Raw genomic sequence first — 23,126 nt, forward strand, 5'->3', positions numbered from 1 at the left:
TGTCGTCCAGGATGGATGCTCAGCGCGCCAAGGAGATACTGACACCGTTCAGCGTCAAGGGTATTTGCTGATTGAGAGCCCCCGATCGTCCTCGGGGGCTCTCTCTTTAACAGCCGGTGGGGCCGGGACCTCTACACCGCCGCAGGCGCCGTGCCGCGGGCCGCGATTGACTTCCATGCCGGTATACGTAGAATGTCGCTCGACCTGCCAGGCACATGCGGATGTGGTGGAATTGGTAGACACGCTAGATTTAGGTTCTAGTGCCGAGAGGCGTGGGAGTTCGAGTCTCCCCATCCGCACCAGCTTGATTCACAAGGCTTTTCGGCCTTCGATGACCCCTTCCAGTTGAGCCACTTGATTTCCCGTGTGACCAGATGGTGACGCATCCTCCATTCGGTTGACTGATTCGCGAACTCGTCCTCGCACAAATGACACTGAAATAGTGATCGATCGGATGATATCGCACTGTCGTCCGCTTGCTGGCGTCTTGTCTTGCTCGCCCCGATCCTTCCAGGAATGTCGCTTCATTTTATTTTGCTAATATGTCGTCCGGGCGGTGGCCGCGAGGCCATGATCGGCAATGGGGCGGGAGTGTCGGAGGATGACGGCGGAGAAGGTGGCACGACTGTCGGCGCATGTCTGGCGCTGGATCGATCGGGCGGCGAGCATCGCGCTGCCGGGCCAGTGTGCGTTCTGCATGGGCGAGACCCCGGCGGGACAGGCCTGGTGCGATGCCTGTTTCGCCGCATTGCCCTGGAATCGGGCGGCCTGTCGGCGCTGTGCCGAGCCCTTGGCGCGCTCTGTTGCGCTGTGCGGACATTGCCTGCGTGCCGCACCGGCCTTCGATGTCACGTGGGCACCGTTGCGCTACGAGGATGTCGCGCAGATGCTGCTCCAGCGTTTCAAGTTCGCGGCCCAGCCCCGCGCCGGCACCTTGCTGGCGAGCCTGTTCATCGCGGCCATGCCGGTCATGCCGTTGCCCGATGCCTTGATCGCGGTGCCCACCCACCCGCAGCGTCGCCGCGAACGCGGGTTCGATCATGGCGCCTGGCTGAGTCGCGAACTGTCGCGTCGCCTGGGCGTGCCTCTCCTGCATGCCTGGCGCGAGCGCGATACGCCCACCCAGCGTGGTCTGACGCGGCAGGCGCGCCGTGGCAATGTGCGCGGCGCGTTCCGCGTCGCGCCGGGCCTGCCCGAGCGAGTGGCGCTGGTCGATGACGTGATGACCACCGGAAGTACGCTGTCGGCGCTGGCCGAGTCCTGCCGCGCGTCGGGAGCTCAGCAGGTCGAGGCGTGGGCGATGGCGCGTACGCCGCGTGGAGTCTGATACCATGCCTGGGCACCCGGAACAGGACGCCCCATGACCGCCTCGAAGCATCCATTCGAAAGTTTGACGCCCGCGCGCGTCGTCGACGCCGTCGAGTCGCTGGGTTTTTGGCTGCCCGGTGAGCCGTTCGCGCTCAATAGTTATGAAAATCGCGTCTTTCTGCTCAGCGATGACGACCGCCGCCGCTGGGTGGCCAAGTTCTATCGTCCCGCGCGCTGGAGCGAGGCACAGATTCGCGAGGAGCATGCCTTCCTCGATGAGCTGGATGCCGCCGGCGTGCCAGGTGCGCCGCCCTGGCGGGATGCGCAGGGCGAAACGCTGCACCATGCGCACGGGTTTGCCTTCGTGCTGTTTCCCCACGTGGCGGGGCAGGCGCCGGAGCTTGAAAATCCCGCGCACCTCTTTGCGCTGGGCGATCTGATCGGTCAGGTCCATGCCGTGGCGCGCCGCCGGACATTTCAGTCGCGCCCCGTCCAGGAGCCCATGGCGATCAGCCAGGCGAGCTGCGAGCGCGTGCTGGCCAGTGACTGGTTGAGCCGTCGTCAACGCCAGGCGTATGCGCGTATCGCCGAGCGCCTGCAAACGCTGCTCGCCGAGCAGTGCTGGCCGAGCGAGGCGCTGCAGCGTGTTCACGGCGACTGCCACCTCGGCAATATCCTTGGGCGCGACGAGCAGTTTGCGCTGGTGGATTTCGATGACTGCGGCATGGCGCCGGCGGTTCAGGATTTGTGGATGCTGCTGACGTCACCGGATGCCGATGAATGGCAGATGCAGTTATCCGAAGTGATCGAAGGCTACGAACAGCACGTCGAGTTCGATCGCCGCCAACTGCGCTGGATCGAGCCGTTGCGCACGCTTCGCTTGATGCGGCATAGCGCCTGGCTGGTCGATCGCTGGGAGGACCCTGCCTTTCCACGTGCCTTCCCCTGGGTGGCCAGCGAGGATTACTGGGATCAGCATATCCGCATCCTCGAGCAGCAGCGCCTGGCGCTGGAAAATCCCCGCTGGCTGGCGTGACGCGGCCGTGTGTCACGGCGCCTGGTAGAATCGTGCGTGCGTCGCGCTTCGCCTCTGTGGCAAACTCATGAATCATGTATCCATCACGTAACCATGCCCGGTCGGGCGTCATGACGAAGGCAGTTAAATGACAGAAGAACTTGCAGACAACTACCGCCACATCATCGCCGGCCTCGGCGAGGACCCCGACCGGGAAGGGCTGCGCGACACGCCCAAGCGTGCCGCGAAGGCCATGCAGTTTCTCACCCAGGGCTACGGCCAGACCCTGGAATCCCTGGTCAACGGCGCGGTATTCGAATCGCAGACCGACGAGATGGTCCTGATCAAGGACATCGAACTGTATTCGATGTGCGAGCACCATCTGCTGCCGTTCATCGGCAAGTGCCACATCGCGTACTTGCCCGAGGGCCGGGTGCTGGGCCTTTCCAAGTTCGCGCGCATCGTCGACATGTACGCACGACGCATGCAGATCCAGGAAAATCTGACGCGTCAGATCGCCGAGGCCGTGCAGCAGGTCACCCAGGCACGCGGCGTGGGCGTGATCATCGAGGCGCAACACATGTGCATGATGATGCGCGGCGTCGAGAAGCAGAATTCGAGCATGAAGACCTCCGTGATGCTGGGGGCTTTCCGCAACAATCTGACCACGCGTCAGGAGTTCTTGACGCTGGTTCACGGCTGAGCGATGCGCTGGCTGGCGCCTTTCGCGCGAGGCGCGATTCCGACGACGAGGAGAAATGCCGCATGGCCCTACATGCCTTGAACGATCAGCACCTGGATCACGATCTGGCGACGATTCGCATCAAGAACCTGCGACTGCGCACCTATATCGGCATCAAGGACGAGGAAATCCAGAATCGTCAGGATGTGGTGATCAACGCCACCATCCGCTACCGGGCCGAGCGGGCGGTCAAGTTCGATCATATCGAGCAGGCGCTCAACTATCGCACGATCACCAAGCATCTCATCGGCTACGTCGAGGACAATCGATTTCTGCTGCTGGAGCGGATGACACGAGAGGTGCTGGATATCATCATGGGGTACGAACAGGTGCTCACGGCGGAAGTGGAAATCGACAAGCCCTACGCGCTGCGCTTCTCCGATTCCGTCTCGGTCACGCTTTCGGATTCACGTCTGGATTGAGCGATGCCCCGTCGACTCGATCGTCATGTGATGGCCGGCCACGAGGAATCGCCACGTGCAAGGTAAGCTGGAAAGCTTCGATGACGACGCCCAACGGGGCGTGATCGTCGGTGACGACGACGGCCACCGTTACTGGTTCACCCTGGCCGATTGGCGTGGCCGAGGCTTGCCTCGGGAAGGGACGCGCCTGCGTTTCGACGCCCGCGGCGAGCGGGCCGAGCAGGTGTTCGACGCGCCAGTGCCGCAACGCGTGGCGCGCCACACCCGTGATGACCAGGGGCGCGTCAAATCCTCCCTTCTTTCTCCCTGGGCGGTGGCCGCCCTGGTGCTCGTCGCCGTGGCCCCTCTGTTTGCCGTCTGGATGCCGCTCGTCGATGCCCTGGCGGTGCTCATGGCCTGGGCGGGCATTCGTCAGGTACGCAGGGCGCCGGCCCGCTACAAGGGTCAGGCGCTATGCGGCGCGGCCATCGCGATCGCGGTGCTCAGCGTTTTGAGTACAGGCCTGCTGTCGTTGTGAGGATGCAGGGGAGTGGCGTTGCGCTTGGTGGCATCGCGAGACTCGGCATAAGATGAATTCACGGCGGCGCGCATCGTCGCCTTCATTTTCAGGAAGGAGAACGCCATGGAGTCCTTTCAGGAGAACTCGCTGTTTCGTCCCTTTGCCTATATCGATGGCAACTGGGTCGCAGCGGATAGCGGCGAACAGATCGACGTCGACAACCCGGCCACCGGCGAGATCGTGGGGCGCATGCCGAAGCTGGGACGTGCCGAGACCGAGCGTGCCATCGAGGCCGCCGAATCGGCCTGGCCCGCCTGGCGCGCCCTGACGGCGCAGGAGCGGGCCGATATCCTGATGAAGTGGTACGAGCTGATGCTCGAGCATCAGGACGAACTGGCGGCGATCATGACCGCCGAACAAGGCAAGCCGCTCAAGGAAGCGGCCGGCGAGATCGCCTATGCGGCGAGCTTCATGCGCTGGTTCGCCGAAGAAGCGCGGCGCGTGTATGGCGATACCATTCCGGCTGCCAAGGCCAATCAGCGGATCGTCGTGCTCAAGCAGCCGGTGGGCGTCGTGGGGGCGATCACGCCGTGGAACTTTCCCTCCTCGATGATCACGCGCAAGGCGGCCGCGGCGTTGGCGGCAGGCTGCCCCATCGTCATCAAGCCGGCCAGCCAGACGCCGTTCTCGGCCACGGCCCTGGCTGCGCTGGCCGAGCAGGCCGGCGTTCCCCGCGGTGTCTTCAACGTGGTGCCGGGGCGTGCCAGCGAGATCGCCAAGGCGATGACCGAGTCCCCCGTGGTACGCAAGATCACTTTCACCGGCTCCACCGAGGTGGGTAGCCAGTTGATGAGCGATGCGGCCCAGCATATTCAGAAGATTTCGCTGGAACTCGGCGGCAATGCCCCGTTTCTGGTCTTCGAGGACGCCGATCTGGACGCGGCCGTCGAAGGCGCCATGGCCAGCAAGTTCCGCAATGCCGGCCAGACTTGCGTGTGCACCAACCGCTTCCTCGTGCAGTCAAGCGTGGTCAATGCCTTCAGCGAGAAGCTCGCGGCGGCCATGAACAGCGAGCTGCACGTCGGGCCGGGCACCGAGGAGGGCGTGAATATCGGGCCTCTGATCGACGAAAACGCCGTCGCCAAGGTGTCGGAGCACATCCAGGATGCCGTCGACAAGGGCGCCGAACTGTTGCTGGGCGGCCATGCACACCCCCTGGGAGGACGCTTCTTCACGCCGACGCTGGTAAGCCATGCCAACGCTGAGATGAAAGTGGCCCATGAGGAAACCTTCGGGCCACTGGCCGCGGTGATCCCGTTCGAGGACGAGGAAGACGCCGTGCGCATGGCCAATGACACCCAGTTCGGTCTGGCCTCGTATTTCTATGCCAACGATCTGAGCCGTGTCTGGCGTGTCGCGGAGGCGCTGGAGTATGGCATGGTCGGCATCAATACCGGTCTGATTTCCAATGCCAGCGCGCCCTTCGGAGGGGTGAAGGCGTCGGGACTGGGCCGTGAAGGCTCCAAGTACGGTATCGACGAATACATGGAAACCAAGTACCTGTGCCTGGAGCTCGGCTGAGCGAGACGACGGCGTGCTGAGCGGGGGTAGCGGGCACGCGCATCGCCCGTTCATAGCGTGAAACGATACACGGGGTAACGAAATTCCATTACTCGGCCTGCATGAGAATGGCTATCATGCAGGAAGCGCTTGGAGGTCGCCGATGATGAACAAGGCATTGAGCGTGGGAGTGATTCATTTCCCGCTGGTGTTCGCCATCACCTGGATACTGACCGCCGACCCCGTGCTGGCGGGGCTGCTCGCTCTGGTCGAGCCCCTGGTCACGCTGTTCGCCTACCATCTGCATGGCCGCTTGCAGCGTGAAGCGCCCCGGACGCATTGCCCGGGGCCGCAGAGCTGCATGCGCATGCGCCAGAGTCACTGACGCCGCGCCAGTCGCCGCTGCATGGGGCGGCGAGGTACATCCCCCCTCGTAACGCCAACGGCCCGCCCCGAATGTCATTCGGGGCGGGCCGTTTTCACGTTGGCGTGCAGTCCGGTCTCAGTGCCGGAAGTGACGCATGCCGGTGAAGACCATGGCGATGCCGGCTTCGTTGGCGGCATCGATCACTTCCTGATCGCGCATGGAGCCGCCGGGCTGGATCACGGCGGTGATGCCGGCCTGGGCCGCGGCATCGATGCCGTCGCGGAACGGGAAGAAGGCATCCGAGGCCATCACCGAGCCGGGCACTTCCAGGTGCTCGTCGGCGGCCTTGATGCCCGCGATCTTGGCGGAATAGACGCGGCTCATCTGACCGGCGCCGACCCCGATGGTCTGCCCTTGCTTGGCGTAGACGATGGCATTGGACTTGACGTACTTGGCGACTTTCCAGGCGAAGCTGAGGTCGTTCATTTCCTGTTCGCTGGGCGCGCGCTCGGTGACAGTGCGCAGTTCCTCCCGTTCGACCATGCCCAGGTCACGGTCCTGCACCAGCAAGCCGCCGGTGACGCGCTTGAAGTCGTGCGAGGGGCGACGCTGTCCGGGCCAATGGTCGCTGACATCGAGCAGGCGGACATTCTTCTTCTCGGCGACGATGTCGGCAGCCTCGTCGCTGATGCCCGGAGCGATGATGACCTCGACGAACTGCCGATCGACGATGGCGCGAGCCGTGGCGGCATCGAGCGCACGATTGAAGGCGATGATGCCACCGAACGCACTGGTGGGATCGGTGGCGAAAGCGCGCTCGTAGGCCGCGAGCGGGGTCTCGGCGACGGCGACGCCACAGGGGTTGGCGTGCTTGACGATGACGCAGGCCGTCTCGCGGAAGGCCTTGACGCACTCGAAGGCAGCATCGGTATCGGCGACGTTGTTGAAGGAAAGCGCCTTGCCCTGGCGTTGCCGGGCAGTGGTCACGCTGGCTTCCGCGGCATCGGCTTCGGCATAGAACGCAGCCTGCTGGTGCGGGTTTTCGCCGTAGCGCATGGCCTGCTTCTTGTGGAACTGCACGTTGTAGGTGCGCGGGAAGTTGGCTTCACCGCCTTCCGCCAGGGTACCGAGATAGTTGGCGATGGCGCCGTCGTAACCGGCGGTGTGCTCGAAGGCCTTGACCGCCAGGTCGAAGCGCAGCGCCTGGCCGACGGCGCCGCCCTGGGCGCTCATGTCATCCAGTACGCGCGAGTAGTCTCTGGCATTGACCACGATCGTGGTGTGGGCGTGATTCTTGGCACAGGCGCGCACCATGGTCGGGCCGCCGATGTCGATGTTCTCGATGGCCTCTTCCAGCGTGCAATCCTCGCGGGCCACGGTGTCGGCGAAGGGGTAGAGGTTGACCACGACCATGTCGATGGCATCGATGTCATGCGCGGCCATCACCTCGTCGTCCTGCCCGCGACGACCGAGAATGCCGCCGTGAATCTTGGGGTGCAGGGTCTTGACGCGGCCGTCCATGATTTCCGGGAAACCGGTGTGTTGGGAGACTTCCGTCACCGGGATGCCGTGCTCGCTGAGCAGGCGGAACGTGCCGCCGGTGGACAGCAGCGCGACGCCACGCGCGGCCAGCTCGCGGGCGAACTCCACGATGCCGGTCTTGTCGGACACGCTGATCAATGCGCGGCGCACGGGGCGGGCGGACGACGGGGTAGTGTGTTCGGCCATGGGGCTCCACTCTTGCAAGGTGAGGGCGCGCGATGGGCGCCGGACGAAACGCAACGGGGCGTCGCTGACGCGACGCCCCGGGACGGAATCAAATCAGTTCGTATTGCTTGAGTTTCTTGCGCAGGGTGCCGCGATTGAGACCCAGCATGTCGGCCGCGCGGGTCTGATTGCCATCGGCGTAGCGCATCACTGCCTCGAGCAAGGGGACCTCGACCTCGGTCAGCACCATGGCGTAGAGATCGGTCACCGTTTCGCCATCCAGGTGGCCGAAGTAGCGCTGCATGGCGAGCTCGACCGACTCACGCAGGGTTTGCTGATGCGCTGGAGAGGTGGTGGCGCCGGCATCGAGCGTATTCTGATCGATGGGAAATGCTTGCCTGCTGGTCATGCTGCATTGCTTCCAGTTGAGGCCAGTTCCAGCGTGTCGTGGGCCAAGGCATCCACGAAACGGTGTTGGGCCGAGGGCTGTTCCAGTACGTTGAAGCGTGCGCGTAATGCCGCGGCTTGCGGTTGCGTCGCCAGATACCAGCCGACATGCTTGCGCGCGATGCGCACGCCCATGTGCTCACCGTAGAAGGCATGCAATGCCTCGAGATGACGGTGCATCAGGGTGGCGATATCGTCGGGCGTCGGGCGCGGCAGGCAGTCGCCGGTACGCAGGTAGTGATCGATCTCGCGGAAGATCCAGGGGTTGCCCTGGGCGCCGCGTCCGATCATCACTGCATCCGCCTTAGTGTAGTCGAGGACGCGGGCGGCTTTCTCGGCGCCGTCGATGTCGCCGTTGGCGAAGACCGGCAGCGAGACCGCCTGCTTGATGGCGGCGATGGTGTCGTATTCGGCCTCGCCACGATAGCGCTGCTCACGCGTGCGCCCATGCACGGCAAGGGCCTGGATGCCCGCCGACTCGGCAAGCTTGGCGACCCGTACGCCATTGCGGGTTTGCGGACACCAGCCGGTTCGAATCTTCAGGGTCACCGGGACATCCACGGCGGCGACGACCGCCTCGAGGATTTCCGCGACCAGGCGTTCGTCGCGCAACAATGCCGAGCCGGCGGCCTTGTTGCATACCTTCTTGGCCGGGCAGCCCATGTTGATGTCGACGATCTCGGCGCCCTGGGCAACGTTGAGACGCGCGGCCTCGGCCAGCATCGCGGCATCGCCGCCTGCGATCTGCACGGCACGCGGGCCGGGCTCGCCGGTGTGGTCAAGGCGCTGGCGCGATTTGCGGGTATGCCACAGGCGCGTGTCGGACGTCACCATTTCGGATACCACCAGCCCCGCGCCCAGCTCCCGGCACAACTGACGAAACGGGCGATCCGTCACGCCGGCCATGGGCGCGAGAATCGCTCGGCTGGACAATGCGTAGGCGCCGATTCGCGGCAACGGCATCGCCTGAGATGAGACGTGGGTCGGCATCACGGGACGTGTCTAGATGGCTGAAAGGCGACTATGATAGCCGCCGCGGCGACGTTCTTGAAGGGGGGCCGGCTGCCATCCCTCGCGCCAGGCGCGCTCATGCCGGCGCCTTGCCGGTGATGCGCACCCAGCCTTCGCGCTCGACGGGGGCATCGAGCAGCATGCCCTGCTCGCGATACGCGTCCATGACTTCCTCGGCCTGACCGGCGAGAATGCCCGACAAGGCCAGGCGTCCTCCGGGGGCCAGGTGTGCACAGAGCGTGGGAGCGAGTTCCACCAGGGGGCCGGCGAGAATGTTGGCGACCACGACGTCATGACGTTCGTCGGCGAGCCGCTCCGGATAGCAAAGCGACAAGTGTTCGTCGGCGACGTCGTTGCGCTGGGCGTTGTCGCGGCTGGCTTGCAGCGCCTGCGGGTCGATGTCCGTGCCGGTGGCGTGCCGCGCGCCGAGCTTGAGCGCGGCGATGGCCAGGATGCCGGAACCGCAGCCGAAGTCGAGCACCCGACTGGCGTCGAGATCGAGCCCGTCGAGCCATGCCAGGCACAAGGCCGTGGTCGGATGGGTGCCGGTACCGAAGGCCAGGCCCGGGTCGAGCAGCAGGTTGACGGCAGCAGGCTCGGGAGCCTCGTGCCAACTGGGCACCACCCACAGCCGTTCGCCCATCTTGAGAGGCGCGAAATCGTCCATCCACTCCCGCTCCCAGTCGCGATCGGCGACCAGCTCGTAGTCGATCTCGGGGCAGGGCTCATCGGCCATTTCGGCAGCCCATTGCTGGCGGACGCGCTCGAGCATCGGCTCGATGTCCTCCAGGTCGTCGTAGAGACCGGTCAGCACGGTTTCGTTCCATAGCGGCGTGGTGCCGCTCTCGGGCTCGAAGACGGGGTCGTCGTGAGCGTCCTGGAGGGTGATGGCCTGCGCGCCTTCGGCCAGCAGCAAGTCTTCCAGGGTCTCGGCATGTTGCGGAGCGATATGCGCCTTGAGTTGCAGCCAGGGCATGGGGCCTCCTTGGGCATCAACGCAAACGGGACGGCCTAGGCCGCCCCGTGACGAGTCGCTCGACCCGACTAGGTCAGGCCGAGTTTCTTCTCGAGGTAGTGGATGTTGACACCGCCTTGCATGAACGCGCTGTCGCGGACGAGGTCCTTCTGCAGGTCGATGTTGGTCTTGATGCCTTCGACCAGGAGCTCGTCGAGGGCATTGCGCATGCGCGTCAACGCCGTCTCGCGGCTGGCGCCCCAGGTGATCAGCTTGCCGAGCAGCGAATCGTAGTGGGGCGGTACGCTGTAGCCGGTGTAGATGTGCGAATCCATGCGCACGCCCAGGCCGCCGGGAGCGTGATACAGATCGATCTTGCCGGGGGAGGGCATGAAGGTGCGCGAGTCCTCGGCGTTGATCCGGCATTCGAAGGCGTGCCCGTTGAGCTGAACGTCATCCTGGGTGATCGACAGCGGCAGTCCGGAAGCAATGCGCAGCTGCTCCTTGACGATGTCGACGCCGGTGACCATCTCGGACACGGGGTGCTCGACCTGCACGCGCGTGTTCATCTCGATGAAGAAGAACTCGCCGTTCTCGTACAGGAACTCGAACGTGCCGGCTCCGCGATAGTTGATCTCGTTGCAGGCATCCACGCAGGCCTGGAGAACATCGGCACGGGCTTTCGGGTCGAGATGCGGCGCGGGGGCTTCTTCCAGCACCTTCTGGTGACGGCGCTGCAGGGAGCAGTCGCGATCGTAGAGGTGGATGGCATTGCCCTGCCCGTCGGCCAGTACCTGGACTTCGACGTGACGCGGGTTCTCGAGGAATTTCTCCATGTACAGCGTGCCGTCGCCGAACGCCGCATTGGCTTCGTTGCGTGTCACGCTGACCGAGGAGAGCAGGCTGCCTTCGCTGTGCACCACGCGCATGCCACGTCCGCCGCCGCCGGCGGCCGCCTTGATGATGACCGGATAACCGATGCGCTTGGCGGTGGCCAGAATGGCGTCGTCGTTGTCTTCGGGGAGCGGGCCGTCGGAGCCGGGCACCGTGGGTACGCCGGCCTTCTTCATCGCCGAAATGGCGCTGACCTTGTCGCCCATCATACGGATGGTTTCGGCGCGCGGCCCCACGAAGACGAAGCCGGAGCGCTCCACCTGTTCGGCGAAATTGGCGTTCTCGGAGAGGAAGCCGTAGCCCGGATGAATGGCGCTTGAATCGGTGACCTCGGCGGCGCTGATCAACGCCGGAATGTTCAGGTAGGACTGCGCCGAGGACGCGGGGCCGATGCACACGGCTTCATCGGCCAGGCGCACGTGCATGAGCTCGCGGTCGGCCTTGGAATGCACCGCCACGGTCTTGATGCCGAGTTCCTTGCAAGCGCGCAGTACGCGCAAAGCGATCTCGCCACGATTGGCGATGAGTACCTTGTCCAACATAGTGTCGTCCGTCTCTATGTAAGCTCGGAAGCGGTTGGCGATCGTTCACTCTGGGCGATCGCAAACGGCTTCAAGAGATGATGACCATCGGCTGGTCGAATTCGACCGGTTCGCCATCTTCGACCATGATGGCTTCGATCACGCCATCCTGATCGGCCTCGATCTGGTTCATCATCTTCATGGCTTCGACGATGCACACGGTTTCGCCTTTCTTGACGCTCTGGCCGATTTCAACGAACGGCTTGGCTCCCGGTGCCGGCGAGCGGTAGAACGTCCCCACCATGGGCGAGGTCACCGGATGGCCGCTGGGCTGTGCCGGTGCCGCATCGGCCTCGGGCGCTGCAGGGGCGCTGGGAGCGGCCGGTGCGGGTGCCGCGGCGGCGGGAGCCGGTGCAGGGGCGGCTGCAGGTTGTGCGCCGAACCCGCCGGTGTGGCGGCTGATGCGCACGGACTCTTCGCCTTCCTGGATTTCGATCTCGCTGATGTTGGACTCTTCCAGGAGTTCGATGAGTTTCTTGACCTTGCGAATATCCATAAGCCTGTCTCGTTCAAAGTGAGTGTGAGGTGGCGTTACGTGCCGCTGAAAGCTGCCGCCCGATCAATCGAGCTGACGCAGGGCGGCTTCCAGGGCGAGTTCATAACTGTCGGCGCCGAAGCCGGCGATGACGCCACGAGCAACATCGGAAAAATACGAATGCGCACGAAACGGCTCGCGGGCATGGACGTTGGAAAGATGCAGCTCGATGAAGGGCAGCGCGACGCCGGTGAGGGCATCACGCAGGGCGACACTGGTATGCGTGAAGGCGGCCGGATTGAGCAGGATGAAATCGGTCCCGTCGGTGCGCGCCGCGTGCACCCGCTCGACCAGCTCGTGCTCGGCATTGGACTGCAGCCAGTCGAGCCGGTGACCGGCCTCCGCGGCGCGCTGCGTCAGACGCAGACGAATGTCCTCGAGGGTGGTGGTGCCATAAACCCCGGGCTCGCGCGTACCGAGCAGGTTGAGGTTGGGGCCGTTGAGTACGAGAAGCTTCGCCATGTCGGAGTCCCTGGCTGACGCTGTTAACCTGTTCAGGATTTATCTAGATCCCGGCACGATCACGCAAGATGCCGTCGCTGACGCCATATATCGTCAGTGTGGGCGAAGTTTGCCCAAAAACGTGGTAGCTGTCCAGTTTGTGTTGTCGTCAGCAGTCGCAAGCAAAAACGTCACTGCGTGATAAGATGAAAAGTCATCGCTTTCCACTTCACCACAAGGACGTCCCATGGCTCTATTTCGCAAGCGTGAGCGTCAACAACGCAATGTTCTGGAATCGCCCCAGTACGGCTGGATCTGGAAACCGCTGGTTGCCTTGCTACTGATCTATCTGGTGGTGTGCCTGGCCTTGGGCATCTGGTGGAGTCAGCGTCCCGACGCCTTCGACGTCGACGCCGCGGTCTCGGTACAGCGTGGCGGTGCCGAGCAGTCGGGCGCCGAGGCGGCGTCGGCAGCGCCCCGGCCGGGCGAGACGATGACCGCCACCACCTTGACCCTGCTGGGGACCTTGCTCGACAAGCCCGGAGGATATCTGCGCAATGACATCGCGCCGCCGGGATTGTGGCTCGACAACATGCCCAGTTGGGAACAGGGTGTGCTGGGCCAGGTGCGAGCCATCGGCGCGGCCTTGAACGACACCATTGCCAGCGACGACGATGCACTGCAGGACGCCGTCGAGGCGCTCGACACGCGCAGTGGGGCCTGGCGCTTCCCGTCCGCCGAGGGGCGCTATCAGGACGCGCGTGACACGTTGCGCGACTACCTGGCCCGTCTGGGGGATCAGCAAGCCGGGTTCTCGCAGGAGGCGCCGGCCTTGGCGGCCTGGCTCGAGCGGGTGCAGACGCGTCTCGACCGGCAGACGCAGCGCCTGGCGGCGAGCGTGGGACACGCCGAGCGTCGCGGTGCCGACCTGCAGGGCGATGAAAACGACGAAGGCGGGCAGGAGACGCCCTGGCTGCGTATCGACAATGTGTTCTTCGAGGCGCGGGGCAACGCCTGGGCGTTGATGCACTTGCTCGAAGCGGCCGAGCGCGATTTCGCGCCTGCCATCGAAAAGGCGCAGATGGGCAGTGCGTTCGATCAGTTGATCGCCGAGCTTGATGCCTCGCAAGCCCGTCTGTGGAGTCCGGTCGTGCTCAACGGCAGCGGATTTGGCATGTTCGCCAACCACTCGTTGACGATGGCCAGCTATACGTCACGCGCGTCGCAGTTGATCGGCGAGATACGCACCGCCCTCGATGCCGTGGGATCGGGCGCTGGCGAGGCCGGCTCCGGCGAACCAGGTGCTGGGGAATCAGACGCAGGGGAATCGTAGGCCTGGGGCGACAGCTTGTCCCTGACGGCGTGTTGGACAGGCCGTATGGCGCATAAAAGTACGCCCCGTGTCGCATGCGACACGGGGCGTGGTGCCTGGAAGCGAGACGCGGCGTTTACGCCTTGGTGTAGGCGGCTGCGGCTTTTTCGATGGCCTTGCGCGCGGCGTCGGCGCCATCCCAGGAGTCGATCTTCACCCACTTGCCTTTCTCGAGATCCTTGTAGTTCTCGAAGAAATGCGCAATTTGCTGGCGCAGCAGCTCGGGGAGGTCGGTGACTTCCTGAACGTCGTCGTAAAGTGCGCTCAGCTTGGAGTGCGGCACGCAGACCAGCTTGGCGTCCTCGCCGGCTTCGTCGGACATGTTGAGCACGCCGACCGGACGGGCGCGAATCACGCTGCCGGCCTGTACCGGATAAGGTGTCACCACCAGGGCGTCGAGCGGGTCGCCATCGTCGGCCAGGGTGTTGTTGATGAAACCGTAATTGGCCGGATAGAACATCGGCGTGGCCATGAAGCGGTCGACGACCAGCGCATCCATGTCCTTGTCGATCTCGTACTTGATCGGCGCGTGGTTGGCGGGGATCTCGATCGCCACATAGACGTCGTTGGGAAGATCCTTGCCAGCGGGAATGTTTTTGAAACTCATCGTCGAGTCCTTGCGGTTTGCAGGTTGAACACCAGCGGGGGAAAATCCCCGGAATTATACGAGTAGCGTCCGGCGTTTACCAATCGACGAGAGGCGCAGACGACATCCCGCTGCCGTCGTCTTGCGTTGTCACGCCCATCGGTCGCGGGGATTGCCCGTCTCATCATCGACAAGGAGACGATCGTTGACGGAAAGCAGCCTTTCTATCAGCTTCGGCCAGGCATTCGTGGCGCCGGATCGGCGCCACCATCGCAGTTCGATGTCGGTACAGATACCCGGTGGCTCACAGCTTGCCGCCAAGGGCGCCTGCGCGCTGATCAGCGACTCCACCTGGCGCAATGCCATCGCCAAACAGGCGGGGGATTTGAGCGTGCGCGGCTTTCTCGCCGATTACTATTCGACACCCGAGCACTGGGATGTCAAGACGTCGGCCCATCGCGTGCTGCGCGCATTGAATGGCTGGTGCTACAGCCAGAGTGCCTATATCGAGGGCGGCAGCTATATCTGCTCGCTGTCAGCGACGGTGTTCCGCCATCGGGAGATGCACCTTTTCCACATGGGCGACACCCTGGTGTTTCGTCTGCGGGGTGCCGAGTTCGAGCAGCTCTCCCGCGATCATGTCACCGATCTGGGCGGGTATCGCTATCCGTCGCGCGCGCTGGGCATGGATGGCAGCCTGGATATCGATTATGTGACGCACTCGCTCAAGCAGGGCGATTTGTTCCTGTTCACCACCCAGGCGGTGCGCGGCACCTTGCTGCCCTCGGATTTCGTGCAGCTGATCCGCGCCGATGTCAGCGATCTCGACGCAGCCTGCGAACGTCTGGCCGAGGCAGCGCACGCGCGTGCCCAGGAGCGTGGCTACGGTGGCGATCAGTTCTGTTTCCAGCTGGTGCGCATCGATCGTTTGCCCGAGGAAGTCGAACCGGAGCATCCCGTGCCGCTGTACGGTGATTTGCCGGTGCCGCCGGAACTGACGCCGGGCGAGCGTCTCGATGGACTGGAGGTGCTCGAGGTGCTGTCGCGCACCGCCAAGTCGCGAGTCTATCGCGTGCGGGATACCCGCAATGAACGCGAGATGGTGATGAAGGCACCTAGCCCCGAGCTGTCGCTGCGCAATGCCTATCAAGAGCATTTCGCGCTGCAGCAGTGGGTCGTGCAGCGGGTCAATTCACCGTTCGTGGCCAAGGTGGTGGATCCCTCGCGCCCGCGTCGCTATCAGTATTATCTGATCGATTACATCAAGGGCGAGTCACTGACGGCCTGGGCTTTGCGCCATCCTCAGGCAAGCCTCGGCGCTCGCCTGGACCTGGCGCGCCAGCTGGTCAAGGCCGTTCAGGCCCTTCACCGGCGCGACGTGCTGCATCAGAACCTGCATCCCGACAACGTGCTGGTCGATCCGCACGGACAGTTGGTGCTCACCGATTTCGGGGCGTGTCACTTGCGCGAGAGCGACAGCCAGCAGGGGGCTCGCGAACTGGCACGACAGGTGGGGCTGACCGAGCACAGCGCGCCCGAATACGCGCTGGACACCGATGTCGGGCGGCGTAGCGATCAGTATGGCCTGGCCTCGACCATCTACTGGCTGCTGACCGGCCATCAACCTTACGCACTGGCGCCCAACGAATTGCGCAGCCATACCGACCTCGAGCGGATGAGCTACACCAGTGCACGCCGATACAATCCGGCCATCGCCAGCGAACTCGATGACGCCTTGAAGCGTGCCCTCGACCCCCAACGTGCCTTGCGGTTTCGGCGGCTGGGCGAGTTTGCCTATCATCTGCGCACGCCCAGGCGGAACGAGGACGGCGTGGCACGCCAGTCCTGGCAGACGCCGGCCACGCTGTGGAAAGCCGTGGCTGGCGTGCTGTTGTTGCTGTTATTGCTGTCGTGGTGGTTGAGGTGACCGACACAGCCGATAACGGGAGGGCGGAACGCCCGGCGCCAGGTGTCTAGCGCCGGTAGAGATGCTCAAGCCTGATCCAGCTTTTGCTTGAGGAGGCTGTTGACCTGTTGCGGGTTGGCGGTGCCGCGCGAGGCTTTCATGACCTGGCCGACGAAGTAGCCGATCATCTTGCCGCGCTTGGCCTCGTCGGCTTCACGGTACTGGGCGACCTGAACCGGGCTGTCGGCGATGACCTGGTCGATCATGCCTTCGATGGCGCCGGTGTCGGTGACCTGCTTGAGTCCGCGGGCCTCGATGATGGCATCGGCACTGTCCGCCTCGCCGTCCCACAGCGCCTGGAAGACCTGCTTTGCAGCCTTGCCGCTGATGGTGTCGTCCATGACGCGCTGGATGAGGCCGCCGAGTTGCTCGGCCGTGACCGGACTGTCGCCGATCTCCAGGTTTTCGCGGTTGAGGTTGGCCGAGAGTTCGCCTTGCACCCAGTTGGCGGCCTGCTTGGCGTCGCCGCAGACATCCTTGACGGCTTCGAAGTACTCGGCCATGGCACGGCTCGAGGCCAGCACGCCGGCGTCATAGGCGGACAAGCCCAGCTGGTTTTCGAAGCGGTGGCGCTTTTCGCTGGGCAGTTCGGGCATGAGTGCGCGCTGGTGATCGACATAGGCACCGTCGAGCGTCACCGGAAGCAGGTCGGGGCAGGGGAAGTAACGGTAGTCGTTGGCTTCTTCCTTGGTGCGCATGCCGCGCGTCTCGTCGCGTTCCGGGTCGAACAGTCGAGTTTCCTGCACGACCTGCCCGCCATCTTCGATGAGTTCGATCTGGCGCTCGACTTCGAAGGCGATGGCTTTCTCGACGAAGCGAAACGAGTTGACGTTCTTGATCTCGGCGCGGGTGCCGAAAGCGGCCTGCCCCTTGGGACGTACCGAGACGTTGACGTCGCAGCGCATCGAGCCTTCGGCCATGTTGCCGTCCGAGATACCGAGATAGGTGACGATGGCGTGCAGCGCCTTGATGTAGGCGACCGCTTCCTTGGCCGAGCGCATGTCGGGCTCGGAGACGATCTCCAGCAGCGGCGTGCCGGCACGATTGAGATCGATACCGGTCATGCCGTGATAGTCCTCGTGCAGCGACTTGCCGGCATCTTCCTCGAGATGAGCGTGATGAATGCGGACGCTGCGCGTCGAACCGTCGTCGAGGGTGATCTCGACCTTGCCGGGGCCGACGATGGGCTGCGCCATCTGGCTCGTCTGATATCCCTTGGGCAAATCCGGGTAGAAGTAGTTCTTGCGCTCGAACAGCGAGGTCTCGGGGATCTCGGCGTCGACGGCGAGACCGAATTTCACCGCCATCGCCACGGCGTTTTCATTGAGCACCGGCAGCACGCCGGGCATGCCGAGGTCGACGGCGCACGCCTGGGTGTTGGGCTCGGCGCCGAAGGCGGTGGACGCTCCGGAGAAGATCTTGGACTGGGTGGCGAGCTGAACGTGGACCTCGAGCCCGATCACGGTTTCCCACTGCATCATGCCATCTCCTTGCCGAATGCCGGACGCTTGAGGTGCCAGTCGGTGGCCTGCTGGAATTGATGCGCCACGCTGAGCAGCTGGGCCTCGGCGAAGTGCGGAGCCAGCACCTGGAGGCCTACGGGGCGGTTACCGGCAAAGCCGGCCGGAACGCTGATGCCCGGAATGCCGGCCAGGTTGACGGCGATGGTGTAGATATCCTGCAGGTACATCGAGACCGGATCTTTCTGCGCGCCGAGGTCGAAGGCCGGCGTGGGGGCGGTCGGCCCCATGAGCACGTCGACTTCGTCGAAGGCGTCGAGAAAGTCCTGGCGGATCAGGCGGCGCACTTGCTGTGCCTTGAGGTAGTAAGCGTCGAAGAACCCTTCGGAAAGCGTGTGCGTGCCGATCAGGATGCGCCGCTTGACCTCTTCGCCGAAGCCTTCGGCCCGCGTGCGCTTGTAGAGGTCCTCAAGGTCGGTCGGATCCTCGCAGCGGTGGCCGAAGCGCACGCCGTCATAACGCGACAGGTTGGACGATGCCTCCGCCGGTGCGATGACGTAGTAGGCAGGAATCGCCAGGTGCGTGTGCGGCAGGCTGACTTCGCAGACCTTGGCACCGAGCGACTCGTAGACCTTGATCGCTTCACGCACGGCGGTTTCGACCTCGGGGTCGAGTCCGTCGCCGAAATATTCCTTGGGCAGCCCGATCTTGAGGCCGGCCAGCGAGGTGTCGAGCTCGGCGGAGTAGTCGGGCACCACGCGTGCCACGCTGGTGGAATCGCGAACGTCGTGGCCGGCGATGGTTTCGAGCAGCAGGGCACAGTCGGCGGCGGTGCGTGCCATGGGGCCGCCCTGGTCGAGGCTCGATGCGTAGGCCACCATGCCGTAGCGCGACACGCGCCCGTAGGTGGGTTTCAGGCCGGTGATGCCGCAAAAGGCGGCCGGCTGACGAATCGAACCGCCGGTATCGGTGCCGAGCGCTGCCGGTACCAGGCCCGCCGCCACGGCGGCGGCGCTACCGCCAGAGGAGCCGCCGGGCACGGCGCTCAAGTCCCAGGGGTTCTTGACCGGGCCATAGAAGCTGTTTTCGTTCGACGAGCCCATGGCGAACTCGTCCATGTTGGTCTTGCCGAGGCTGACACCACCCGCCTGGCGGATCTTCTCGACGACCGTGGCGTCATAGGGCGCGACGAAGCGGTCGAGCATCTTCGAGCCGCAACTGGTGCGTACGCCCTGGGTGCAGAAGATGTCCTTGAGCGCCAGGGGCAGGCCGGCAAGGGCGGCGGCATCGCCCGATGCGCGTGCCTGGTCGGCGGCGTCGGCGTCGGCCAGGGCCTGTTCGGCGGTCACGCTGATGAAGCTGTTGAGGTCGCCGTCGAGGCGCTGGATGCGATCGAGCGCCGACTGGCAGAGCTCACGGCTCGAGAACTCGCCCGCGCGCAGGCCGGCGGCAAGCTCCGTAAGGGTCTTGTCATGCATGGAAGAAGGTGACTCCTGTGTCGGGTCCTGACAGACGGCTCATTCGACGACGCGCGGGACGAGGTAGAGACCGCCCTCGGTGACGGGGGCGCAGGCCTGGAAGCGCTCACGCTGGTTGTGTTCGGTCACTTCGTCGGGCCGCAGGCGCTGCGTGGCATCCAAAGGGTGTGCCAAGGGCGCGATGCCCTGGGTGTCGACGGCCTGGAGTTGATCTACCATTTCCAGGATGCGGCTCAAGTCGTCGACATAGCCGGTCGCTTCGTCCTCGCCGAGGCCAACACGGGCCAGATGGGCGGCACGGAGCACGTCTGCATGTTCGATCGCCATAGGGATTGCCTTTTTATGAATACCGCGCGGCGGCGTTCGGTCGCCGCGTCAATGAAAGGGCTGACGCCGGGAATAACCCGGGAATTTACCATATCTGGCGCGCGCTGACAGGCCTTTGCTTGCCGCGCCACCCCCGCGATGATACCGTTTGCGTCCGCACAGGGTTCCGGTCTGGACTAGGTGAAAGACTTCCATGTTTAAACGTTTACGGGGGCTTTTCTCGAGCGATCTCTCGATCGATCTGGGAACGGCCAACACACTGATTTACGTGCGCGGTCGCGGTATCGTGCTCGACGAGCCGTCGGTCGTGGCGATCCGCCAGTCCGGCAATATGCGCAGTGTCGCGTCCGTGGGTATCGACGCCAAGCGAATGCTGGGCCGTACCCCTGGCAACATCACGGCGATTCGTCCCATGAAGGACGGCGTCATCGCCGACTTCACCGTCACCGAGCAGATGCTGCAGCACTTCATTCGCAAGGTGCATCAAAGTACCTTCCTGACGCCGAGCCCGCGCGTGCTGATTTGCGTGCCGTGCATGTCGACCCAGGTCGAGCGCCGCGCGATCAAGGAGTCGGCGGAAGGTGCCGGGGCGCGTGAGGTCTTCCTCATCGAGGAGCCCATGGCCGCTGCCATCGGCGCCGGGCTGCCGGTCGAGGAAGCCACGGGGTCGATGGTCGTCGACGTCGGCGGCGGCACCACCGAGATCGCGATCATCTCGCTCAACGGCGTGGTGTATTCCGAGTCGATCCGCGTCGGTGGCGACCGTTTCGATGAAGCCATTACCGCGTACGTGCGCCGTCATTACGGCAGCCTCATCGGCGAAGCGACGGCCGAGCGCATCAAGGAAGAGATCGGCTGCGCCTATCCCGGCGGCGAGCTGCGCGAAATCGACGTGCGCGGCCGCAACCTGGCGGAAGGCATCCCGCGCAGCTTCACGCTCAATTCGCACGAAATCCTCGATGCCCTGCAGGATCCGCTATCCTCCATCGTCGCGGCGGTGAAGAGCGCGCTGGAACAATCGCCTCCCGAGCTGGCGTCGGACATTGCCGAGCGCGGCCTGGTGCTGACCGGTGGCGGTGCCCTGTTGCGCGATATCGACAAGTTGATCGCCGAGGAAACCGGTCTGCCGGTGATCGTCGCCGAAGACTCGTTGACGTGCGTGGCGCGCGGTGGCGGCAAGGCGCTGGAAATGATCGACCAGCGGACCTTCGAGCTGCTGTCCAGCGATTGACGCGTTAAGGTGCCCGACGGGCGCGTGCCGATCCGCCACCCAGATGCCGCCAAGCGGGGCGACGGGCGGCGGGGCGTGTCCGCGTCGTGTCGTCGCGCACGCTTTCCGCGGAGGGAAGGCCTATCAAACCTCTGTTTTCGCACGGCCCCGTGCCCAGTTATCGGATGTTGCTGTGTGCGGTGCTTGCCTTCACCTTGATGTTCGCGGAGCACCGCTTGTCCTTCATGGAGGACGTGCGGGCTCAATTGACCACGGTGGTCGCGCCGGTGCAGTGGGCGGTCAGCCTGCCCAGCGAGGGGCTCGCCTGGGCTGCGCTGGTGTTTTCCGACCAGCGCGCCCTGGTGGAAGAGAACCAGCGCCTGCGCCAGCAGTTGCTGACGCTGTCGCATCGTGTGCAGCGCATGGCGAATCTCACCGCGGAGAACGTCCGTCTGCGTGAACTGCTCAATGCCGCGCCTCGCGAAGACGTTCCCTATATCACCGCCGAGCTCTTGTCACTGGATTCCGACCCCTTCACCCAGCAGATGGTGATCGGGCGCGGACGTCGTGACGGCGTCTACGTCGGACAGCCGGTCATGGACGCTTCCGGGCTGATCGGCCAGGTCGTCGCCGTGTCCGCCTATACCAGCCGGGTCTTGATGATCGCCGATGCCAATCATGCCGTCCCGATACAGATCAATCGTACCGGGCGCCGCTTCATCGTGCAGGGCACGGGCAAGCTCGATACGCTGAGCGTGCTCAATGTGCCGGCGACGGCGGACATTCGAGAGGGCGACCTGCTTACCACGTCCGGTCTGGGCGGACGCTTTCCCGAGGGCTATCCGGTCGCCGAGGTCACGCGTGTGCAGCGGGATGGCCAGCACTCGTTCGCCGATGTCGAGGCACGGCCGCTAGCGCAGCCCGAGCGCTCGCGTCATTTCCTGCTGCTGTTTCCACCGCCCTCGTCGGCGGCCGTGAACAGTGAGGTCGATCTCGAGGCCGCGCTGCGTCTGATGGAAGGCGTCTCGGGCGGGGCCGGGGCCCAGGAGGCAACACCATGATGCGATTGCCGGGACTGATCGCCATTTGGCTGACGCTGGTGATCAGCCTTTGCCTGCAGGTCATGCCGCTGCCGGATGCCTGGCTGATGTGGCGTCCCAACTGGCTGGGGCTGGCGCTGGCCTATTGGTGCGTGACCGCGCCGCAGCGCGTGGGCGTCTTCCATGGTTTCGTATGTGGCCTCCTGCTGGATCTGATCGAGGGAACTCCGCTGGGGCAGAACGCGCTGACGCTTTCCTTGCTGACCTATCTCTGCCTGCTGCTCTATCAGCGCCTGCGCGCCTATTCGATCTGGCAGCAGGCGGTGATGCTGTTCGTGCTGCTGGGGTTGATCCAGCTCGTGGAGCAGTGGCTGCGCACCATCTTCGGGCCGGTATCGATTCATCTGGCGTTCCTGCTGCCCGCGCTCATCGGCGGTGCACTGTGGCCGTGGCTGTTCACCATGATGCAGGTATTGCGCCGGCGCCTGGGGATCACGTAAGCCCGGGCACTCGCGTCATGCGTCGCTGCCGTTCGTCCGTTCGTGCTGGGGCTTTTGTAGGGAGTTTTCATGACATCGTCCGATACACCGTCTCTGCGTCTGGCGTCGGCCTCGCCGCGGCGTCGTGAATTGCTGGCCTCCATCGGGGTCGCCGTCGAGGTGGCGCCGGCCGATATCGATGAAACGCCGCTCGAGGACGAAGCGCCTGCCGCTTACGTGGAGCGTCTGGCGCGCTGCAAGGCACAGGCAGGGGCCGAGGGCTCCACGTTGCCGACGCTGGGGTCGGATACCGCCGTGGTAGTGGGCCGGCGCATTCTCGGCAAGCCGCGTGATCGAGAGGATGCCATCGCCATGCTCTCGGCGTTGTCGGGGACCACCCATGAGGTCGTGACGGGCATCGCCGTGACCGGGCCGCAAGGCATGCTGTCGACCCATGTGGTCACGCGGGTCACGCTGCGCGAGCTCCAGCCGGACGAGATCGAGGCGTACTGGCGCAGCGGTGAGCCGGTGGACAAGGCGGGCGCCTACGCCATTCAGGGGCTCGCGGCGATCTTCGTCGAGCGCATCGAGGGCAGCCATTCGGCCGTGGTCGGTCTGCCGCTGTTCGAGACCGCCAAGTTGCTGACACGCCAAGGTGTCTCGCTGTGGGGCGAGCGCCCGGCTGTGCCATAATGCCGTCAGATAACCGGGTTTAGGGGCAACG

24 protein-coding genes and 1 tRNA gene are annotated in these 23,126 nt (G+C 64.5%); 14 read left to right on the forward strand and 11 right to left on the reverse strand.

Annotated elements, in window-relative coordinates:
* Positions 1–217: 217 nt before the first annotated feature.
* From ABGX75_RS10160 to ABGX75_RS10195, 8 genes are all read left to right on the forward strand, one after another.
* Positions 218–302, forward strand: a tRNA-Leu gene (locus ABGX75_RS10160).
* 299 nt (positions 303–601) lie between these two features.
* Complete coding sequence (locus ABGX75_RS10165; RefSeq protein WP_347411318.1) at positions 602–1,327, forward strand: ComF family protein; 726 nt, start codon at positions 602–604, stop codon at positions 1,325–1,327.
* A gap of 33 nt (positions 1,328–1,360) precedes the next feature.
* Positions 1,361–2,344 carry a serine/threonine protein kinase gene (locus ABGX75_RS10170; protein ID WP_224113203.1) on the forward strand — a complete coding sequence of 328 codons (984 nt, stop codon included), beginning with the start codon at positions 1,361–1,363 and terminating at the stop codon, positions 2,342–2,344.
* Between the two features lie 127 nt (positions 2,345–2,471).
* Positions 2,472–3,026, forward strand: coding sequence for a GTP cyclohydrolase I FolE (folE, locus tag ABGX75_RS10175; protein WP_011507590.1), 555 nt, complete (start codon positions 2,472–2,474; stop codon positions 3,024–3,026).
* A 62-nt stretch (positions 3,027–3,088) separates the two neighbouring features.
* Positions 3,089–3,487 carry a dihydroneopterin triphosphate 2'-epimerase gene (gene folX / locus ABGX75_RS10180; RefSeq protein ID WP_011507589.1) on the forward strand — a complete coding sequence of 133 codons (399 nt, stop codon included), beginning with the start codon at positions 3,089–3,091 and terminating at the stop codon, positions 3,485–3,487.
* A 55-nt stretch (positions 3,488–3,542) separates the two neighbouring features.
* Complete coding sequence (locus ABGX75_RS10185) at positions 3,543–4,004, forward strand: hypothetical protein (RefSeq protein WP_035411970.1); 462 nt, start codon at positions 3,543–3,545, stop codon at positions 4,002–4,004.
* A gap of 105 nt (positions 4,005–4,109) precedes the next feature.
* The gene (locus tag ABGX75_RS10190; RefSeq protein ID WP_011507587.1) at positions 4,110–5,567 is read left to right on the forward strand and encodes an NAD-dependent succinate-semialdehyde dehydrogenase; all 1,458 of its coding nucleotides are present in this window, start codon (positions 4,110–4,112) and stop codon (positions 5,565–5,567) included.
* 145 nt (positions 5,568–5,712) lie between these two features.
* Complete coding sequence (locus ABGX75_RS10195) at positions 5,713–5,931, forward strand: DUF2061 domain-containing protein (protein WP_347411452.1); 219 nt, start codon at positions 5,713–5,715, stop codon at positions 5,929–5,931.
* 117 nt (positions 5,932–6,048) lie between these two features.
* Here the strand turns inward: ABGX75_RS10195 and purH are convergent, their stop codons facing one another.
* The 7 genes from purH to aroQ form a co-directional block, all read right to left on the reverse strand.
* Positions 6,049–7,641, reverse strand: a complete 1,593-nt coding sequence (gene purH / locus ABGX75_RS10200) for a bifunctional phosphoribosylaminoimidazolecarboxamide formyltransferase/IMP cyclohydrolase (RefSeq protein ID WP_347411319.1) — start codon at positions 7,639–7,641, stop codon at positions 6,049–6,051.
* Between the two features lie 88 nt (positions 7,642–7,729).
* Positions 7,730–8,029, reverse strand: a complete 300-nt coding sequence (gene fis, locus ABGX75_RS10205; protein WP_011507584.1) for a DNA-binding transcriptional regulator Fis — start codon at positions 8,027–8,029, stop codon at positions 7,730–7,732.
* Positions 8,026–9,030, reverse strand: coding sequence for a tRNA dihydrouridine synthase DusB (gene dusB / locus ABGX75_RS10210; RefSeq protein ID WP_035411979.1), 1,005 nt, complete (start codon positions 9,028–9,030; stop codon positions 8,026–8,028). Before dusB ends, fis begins: the two co-directional genes overlap by 4 nt.
* A gap of 124 nt (positions 9,031–9,154) precedes the next feature.
* Entirely contained in the window at positions 9,155–10,054 is a 900-nt protein-coding gene (gene prmA / locus ABGX75_RS10215; protein ID WP_347411320.1) for a 50S ribosomal protein L11 methyltransferase, read from the reverse strand.
* A 68-nt stretch (positions 10,055–10,122) separates the two neighbouring features.
* Positions 10,123–11,469 (reverse strand): acetyl-CoA carboxylase biotin carboxylase subunit, encoded by a 1,347-nt coding sequence (gene accC, locus ABGX75_RS10220; RefSeq protein WP_347411321.1) that lies wholly within the window; start codon positions 11,467–11,469, stop codon positions 10,123–10,125.
* Positions 11,470–11,539: 70 nt separating this feature from the next.
* The gene (accB, locus tag ABGX75_RS10225) at positions 11,540–12,004 is read right to left on the reverse strand and encodes an acetyl-CoA carboxylase biotin carboxyl carrier protein (protein WP_035411989.1); all 465 of its coding nucleotides are present in this window, start codon (positions 12,002–12,004) and stop codon (positions 11,540–11,542) included.
* 63 nt (positions 12,005–12,067) lie between these two features.
* On the reverse strand, positions 12,068–12,505 hold the full coding sequence (gene aroQ / locus ABGX75_RS10230; protein ID WP_011507579.1) for a type II 3-dehydroquinate dehydratase: 438 nt from the start codon (positions 12,503–12,505) through the stop codon (positions 12,068–12,070).
* A 226-nt stretch (positions 12,506–12,731) separates the two neighbouring features.
* Here aroQ and ABGX75_RS10235 point away from each other — a divergent pair, with 226 nt between their 5' ends.
* A complete protein-coding gene (locus ABGX75_RS10235; RefSeq protein ID WP_347411322.1) occupies positions 12,732–13,817 on the forward strand; it encodes a DUF2333 family protein in 1,086 nt (361 codons plus the stop codon).
* A gap of 115 nt (positions 13,818–13,932) precedes the next feature.
* Here ABGX75_RS10235 and ppa read toward each other — a convergent pair whose 3' ends face one another.
* Positions 13,933–14,463: an inorganic diphosphatase gene (gene ppa, locus ABGX75_RS10240; protein WP_011507577.1), complete on the reverse strand. Its 531-nt coding sequence runs from the start codon at positions 14,461–14,463 to the stop codon at positions 13,933–13,935.
* Between the two features lie 184 nt (positions 14,464–14,647).
* Between ppa and ABGX75_RS10245 the strand changes: the two genes are divergently transcribed.
* Complete coding sequence (locus tag ABGX75_RS10245; protein ID WP_043558477.1) at positions 14,648–16,369, forward strand: bifunctional protein-serine/threonine kinase/phosphatase; 1,722 nt, start codon at positions 14,648–14,650, stop codon at positions 16,367–16,369.
* A 65-nt stretch (positions 16,370–16,434) separates the two neighbouring features.
* Here the strand turns inward: ABGX75_RS10245 and gatB are convergent, their stop codons facing one another.
* From gatB to gatC, 3 genes are read right to left on the reverse strand one after another with little or no spacing between them, the layout of a single operon-like run.
* Positions 16,435–17,886: an Asp-tRNA(Asn)/Glu-tRNA(Gln) amidotransferase subunit GatB gene (gene gatB / locus ABGX75_RS10250; protein WP_035412325.1), complete on the reverse strand. Its 1,452-nt coding sequence runs from the start codon at positions 17,884–17,886 to the stop codon at positions 16,435–16,437.
* Positions 17,886–19,346 carry an Asp-tRNA(Asn)/Glu-tRNA(Gln) amidotransferase subunit GatA gene (gatA, locus tag ABGX75_RS10255; protein ID WP_224113207.1) on the reverse strand — a complete coding sequence of 487 codons (1,461 nt, stop codon included), beginning with the start codon at positions 19,344–19,346 and terminating at the stop codon, positions 17,886–17,888. The genes gatB and gatA overlap by 1 nt, the downstream gene beginning before the upstream one ends.
* A gap of 39 nt (positions 19,347–19,385) precedes the next feature.
* Positions 19,386–19,673, reverse strand: a complete 288-nt coding sequence (gene gatC, locus ABGX75_RS10260; RefSeq protein WP_011507538.1) for an Asp-tRNA(Asn)/Glu-tRNA(Gln) amidotransferase subunit GatC — start codon at positions 19,671–19,673, stop codon at positions 19,386–19,388.
* A 193-nt stretch (positions 19,674–19,866) separates the two neighbouring features.
* Between gatC and ABGX75_RS10265 the strand changes: the two genes are divergently transcribed.
* From ABGX75_RS10265 to ABGX75_RS10280, 4 genes are all read left to right on the forward strand, one after another.
* Positions 19,867–20,904: a rod shape-determining protein gene (locus tag ABGX75_RS10265; RefSeq protein ID WP_011507537.1), complete on the forward strand. Its 1,038-nt coding sequence runs from the start codon at positions 19,867–19,869 to the stop codon at positions 20,902–20,904.
* Positions 20,905–20,990: 86 nt separating this feature from the next.
* Positions 20,991–21,944: a rod shape-determining protein MreC gene (gene mreC / locus ABGX75_RS10270; protein ID WP_224113208.1), complete on the forward strand. Its 954-nt coding sequence runs from the start codon at positions 20,991–20,993 to the stop codon at positions 21,942–21,944.
* Entirely contained in the window at positions 21,941–22,423 is a 483-nt protein-coding gene (gene mreD / locus ABGX75_RS10275) for a rod shape-determining protein MreD (RefSeq protein WP_043558435.1), read from the forward strand. The genes mreC and mreD overlap by 4 nt, the downstream gene beginning before the upstream one ends.
* 69 nt (positions 22,424–22,492) lie before the next feature.
* Entirely contained in the window at positions 22,493–23,095 is a 603-nt protein-coding gene (locus tag ABGX75_RS10280) for a Maf family protein (RefSeq protein WP_224113209.1), read from the forward strand.
* The last annotated feature ends 31 nt before the right edge of the window (positions 23,096–23,126 follow it).

It is taken from the genome of Chromohalobacter sp. (assembly GCF_039830575.1).
In the GTDB taxonomy this organism is placed as follows: domain Bacteria; phylum Pseudomonadota; class Gammaproteobacteria; order Pseudomonadales; family Halomonadaceae; genus Chromohalobacter; species Chromohalobacter israelensis.

Coding starts and splice junctions, on each gene's coding strand:
- ABGX75_RS10165 (WP_347411318.1), top strand. CDS start 602: ATGACGGCGGAGAAGGTGGCACGACTGTCGGCGCATGTCTGGCGCTGG.
- ABGX75_RS10170 (WP_224113203.1), top strand. CDS start 1,361: ATGACCGCCTCGAAGCATCCATTCGAAAGTTTGACGCCCGCGCGCGTC.
- folE (WP_011507590.1), top strand. CDS start 2,472: ATGACAGAAGAACTTGCAGACAACTACCGCCACATCATCGCCGGCCTC.
- folX (WP_011507589.1), top strand. CDS start 3,089: ATGGCCCTACATGCCTTGAACGATCAGCACCTGGATCACGATCTGGCG.
- ABGX75_RS10190 (WP_011507587.1), top strand. CDS start 4,110: ATGGAGTCCTTTCAGGAGAACTCGCTGTTTCGTCCCTTTGCCTATATC.
- ABGX75_RS10195 (WP_347411452.1), top strand. CDS start 5,713: ATGAACAAGGCATTGAGCGTGGGAGTGATTCATTTCCCGCTGGTGTTC.
- purH (WP_347411319.1), bottom strand. CDS start 7,641: ATGGCCGAACACACTACCCCGTCGTCCGCCCGCCCCGTGCGCCGCGCA.
- fis (WP_011507584.1), bottom strand. CDS start 8,029: ATGACCAGCAGGCAAGCATTTCCCATCGATCAGAATACGCTCGATGCC.
- dusB (WP_035411979.1), bottom strand. CDS start 9,030: ATGCCGTTGCCGCGAATCGGCGCCTACGCATTGTCCAGCCGAGCGATT.
- prmA (WP_347411320.1), bottom strand. CDS start 10,054: ATGCCCTGGCTGCAACTCAAGGCGCATATCGCTCCGCAACATGCCGAG.
- accC (WP_347411321.1), bottom strand. CDS start 11,469: ATGTTGGACAAGGTACTCATCGCCAATCGTGGCGAGATCGCTTTGCGC.
- accB (WP_035411989.1), bottom strand. CDS start 12,004: ATGGATATTCGCAAGGTCAAGAAACTCATCGAACTCCTGGAAGAGTCC.
- aroQ (WP_011507579.1), bottom strand. CDS start 12,505: ATGGCGAAGCTTCTCGTACTCAACGGCCCCAACCTCAACCTGCTCGGT.
- ABGX75_RS10235 (WP_347411322.1), top strand. CDS start 12,732: ATGGCTCTATTTCGCAAGCGTGAGCGTCAACAACGCAATGTTCTGGAA.
- ppa (WP_011507577.1), bottom strand. CDS start 14,463: ATGAGTTTCAAAAACATTCCCGCTGGCAAGGATCTTCCCAACGACGTC.
- gatB (WP_035412325.1), bottom strand. CDS start 17,886: ATGCAGTGGGAAACCGTGATCGGGCTCGAGGTCCACGTTCAGCTCGCC.
- gatA (WP_224113207.1), bottom strand. CDS start 19,346: ATGCATGACAAGACCCTTACGGAGCTTGCCGCCGGCCTGCGCGCGGGC.
- gatC (WP_011507538.1), bottom strand. CDS start 19,673: ATGGCGATCGAACATGCAGACGTGCTCCGTGCCGCCCATCTGGCCCGT.
- ABGX75_RS10265 (WP_011507537.1), top strand. CDS start 19,867: ATGTTTAAACGTTTACGGGGGCTTTTCTCGAGCGATCTCTCGATCGAT.
- mreD (WP_043558435.1), top strand. CDS start 21,941: ATGATGCGATTGCCGGGACTGATCGCCATTTGGCTGACGCTGGTGATC.
- ABGX75_RS10280 (WP_224113209.1), top strand. CDS start 22,493: ATGACATCGTCCGATACACCGTCTCTGCGTCTGGCGTCGGCCTCGCCG.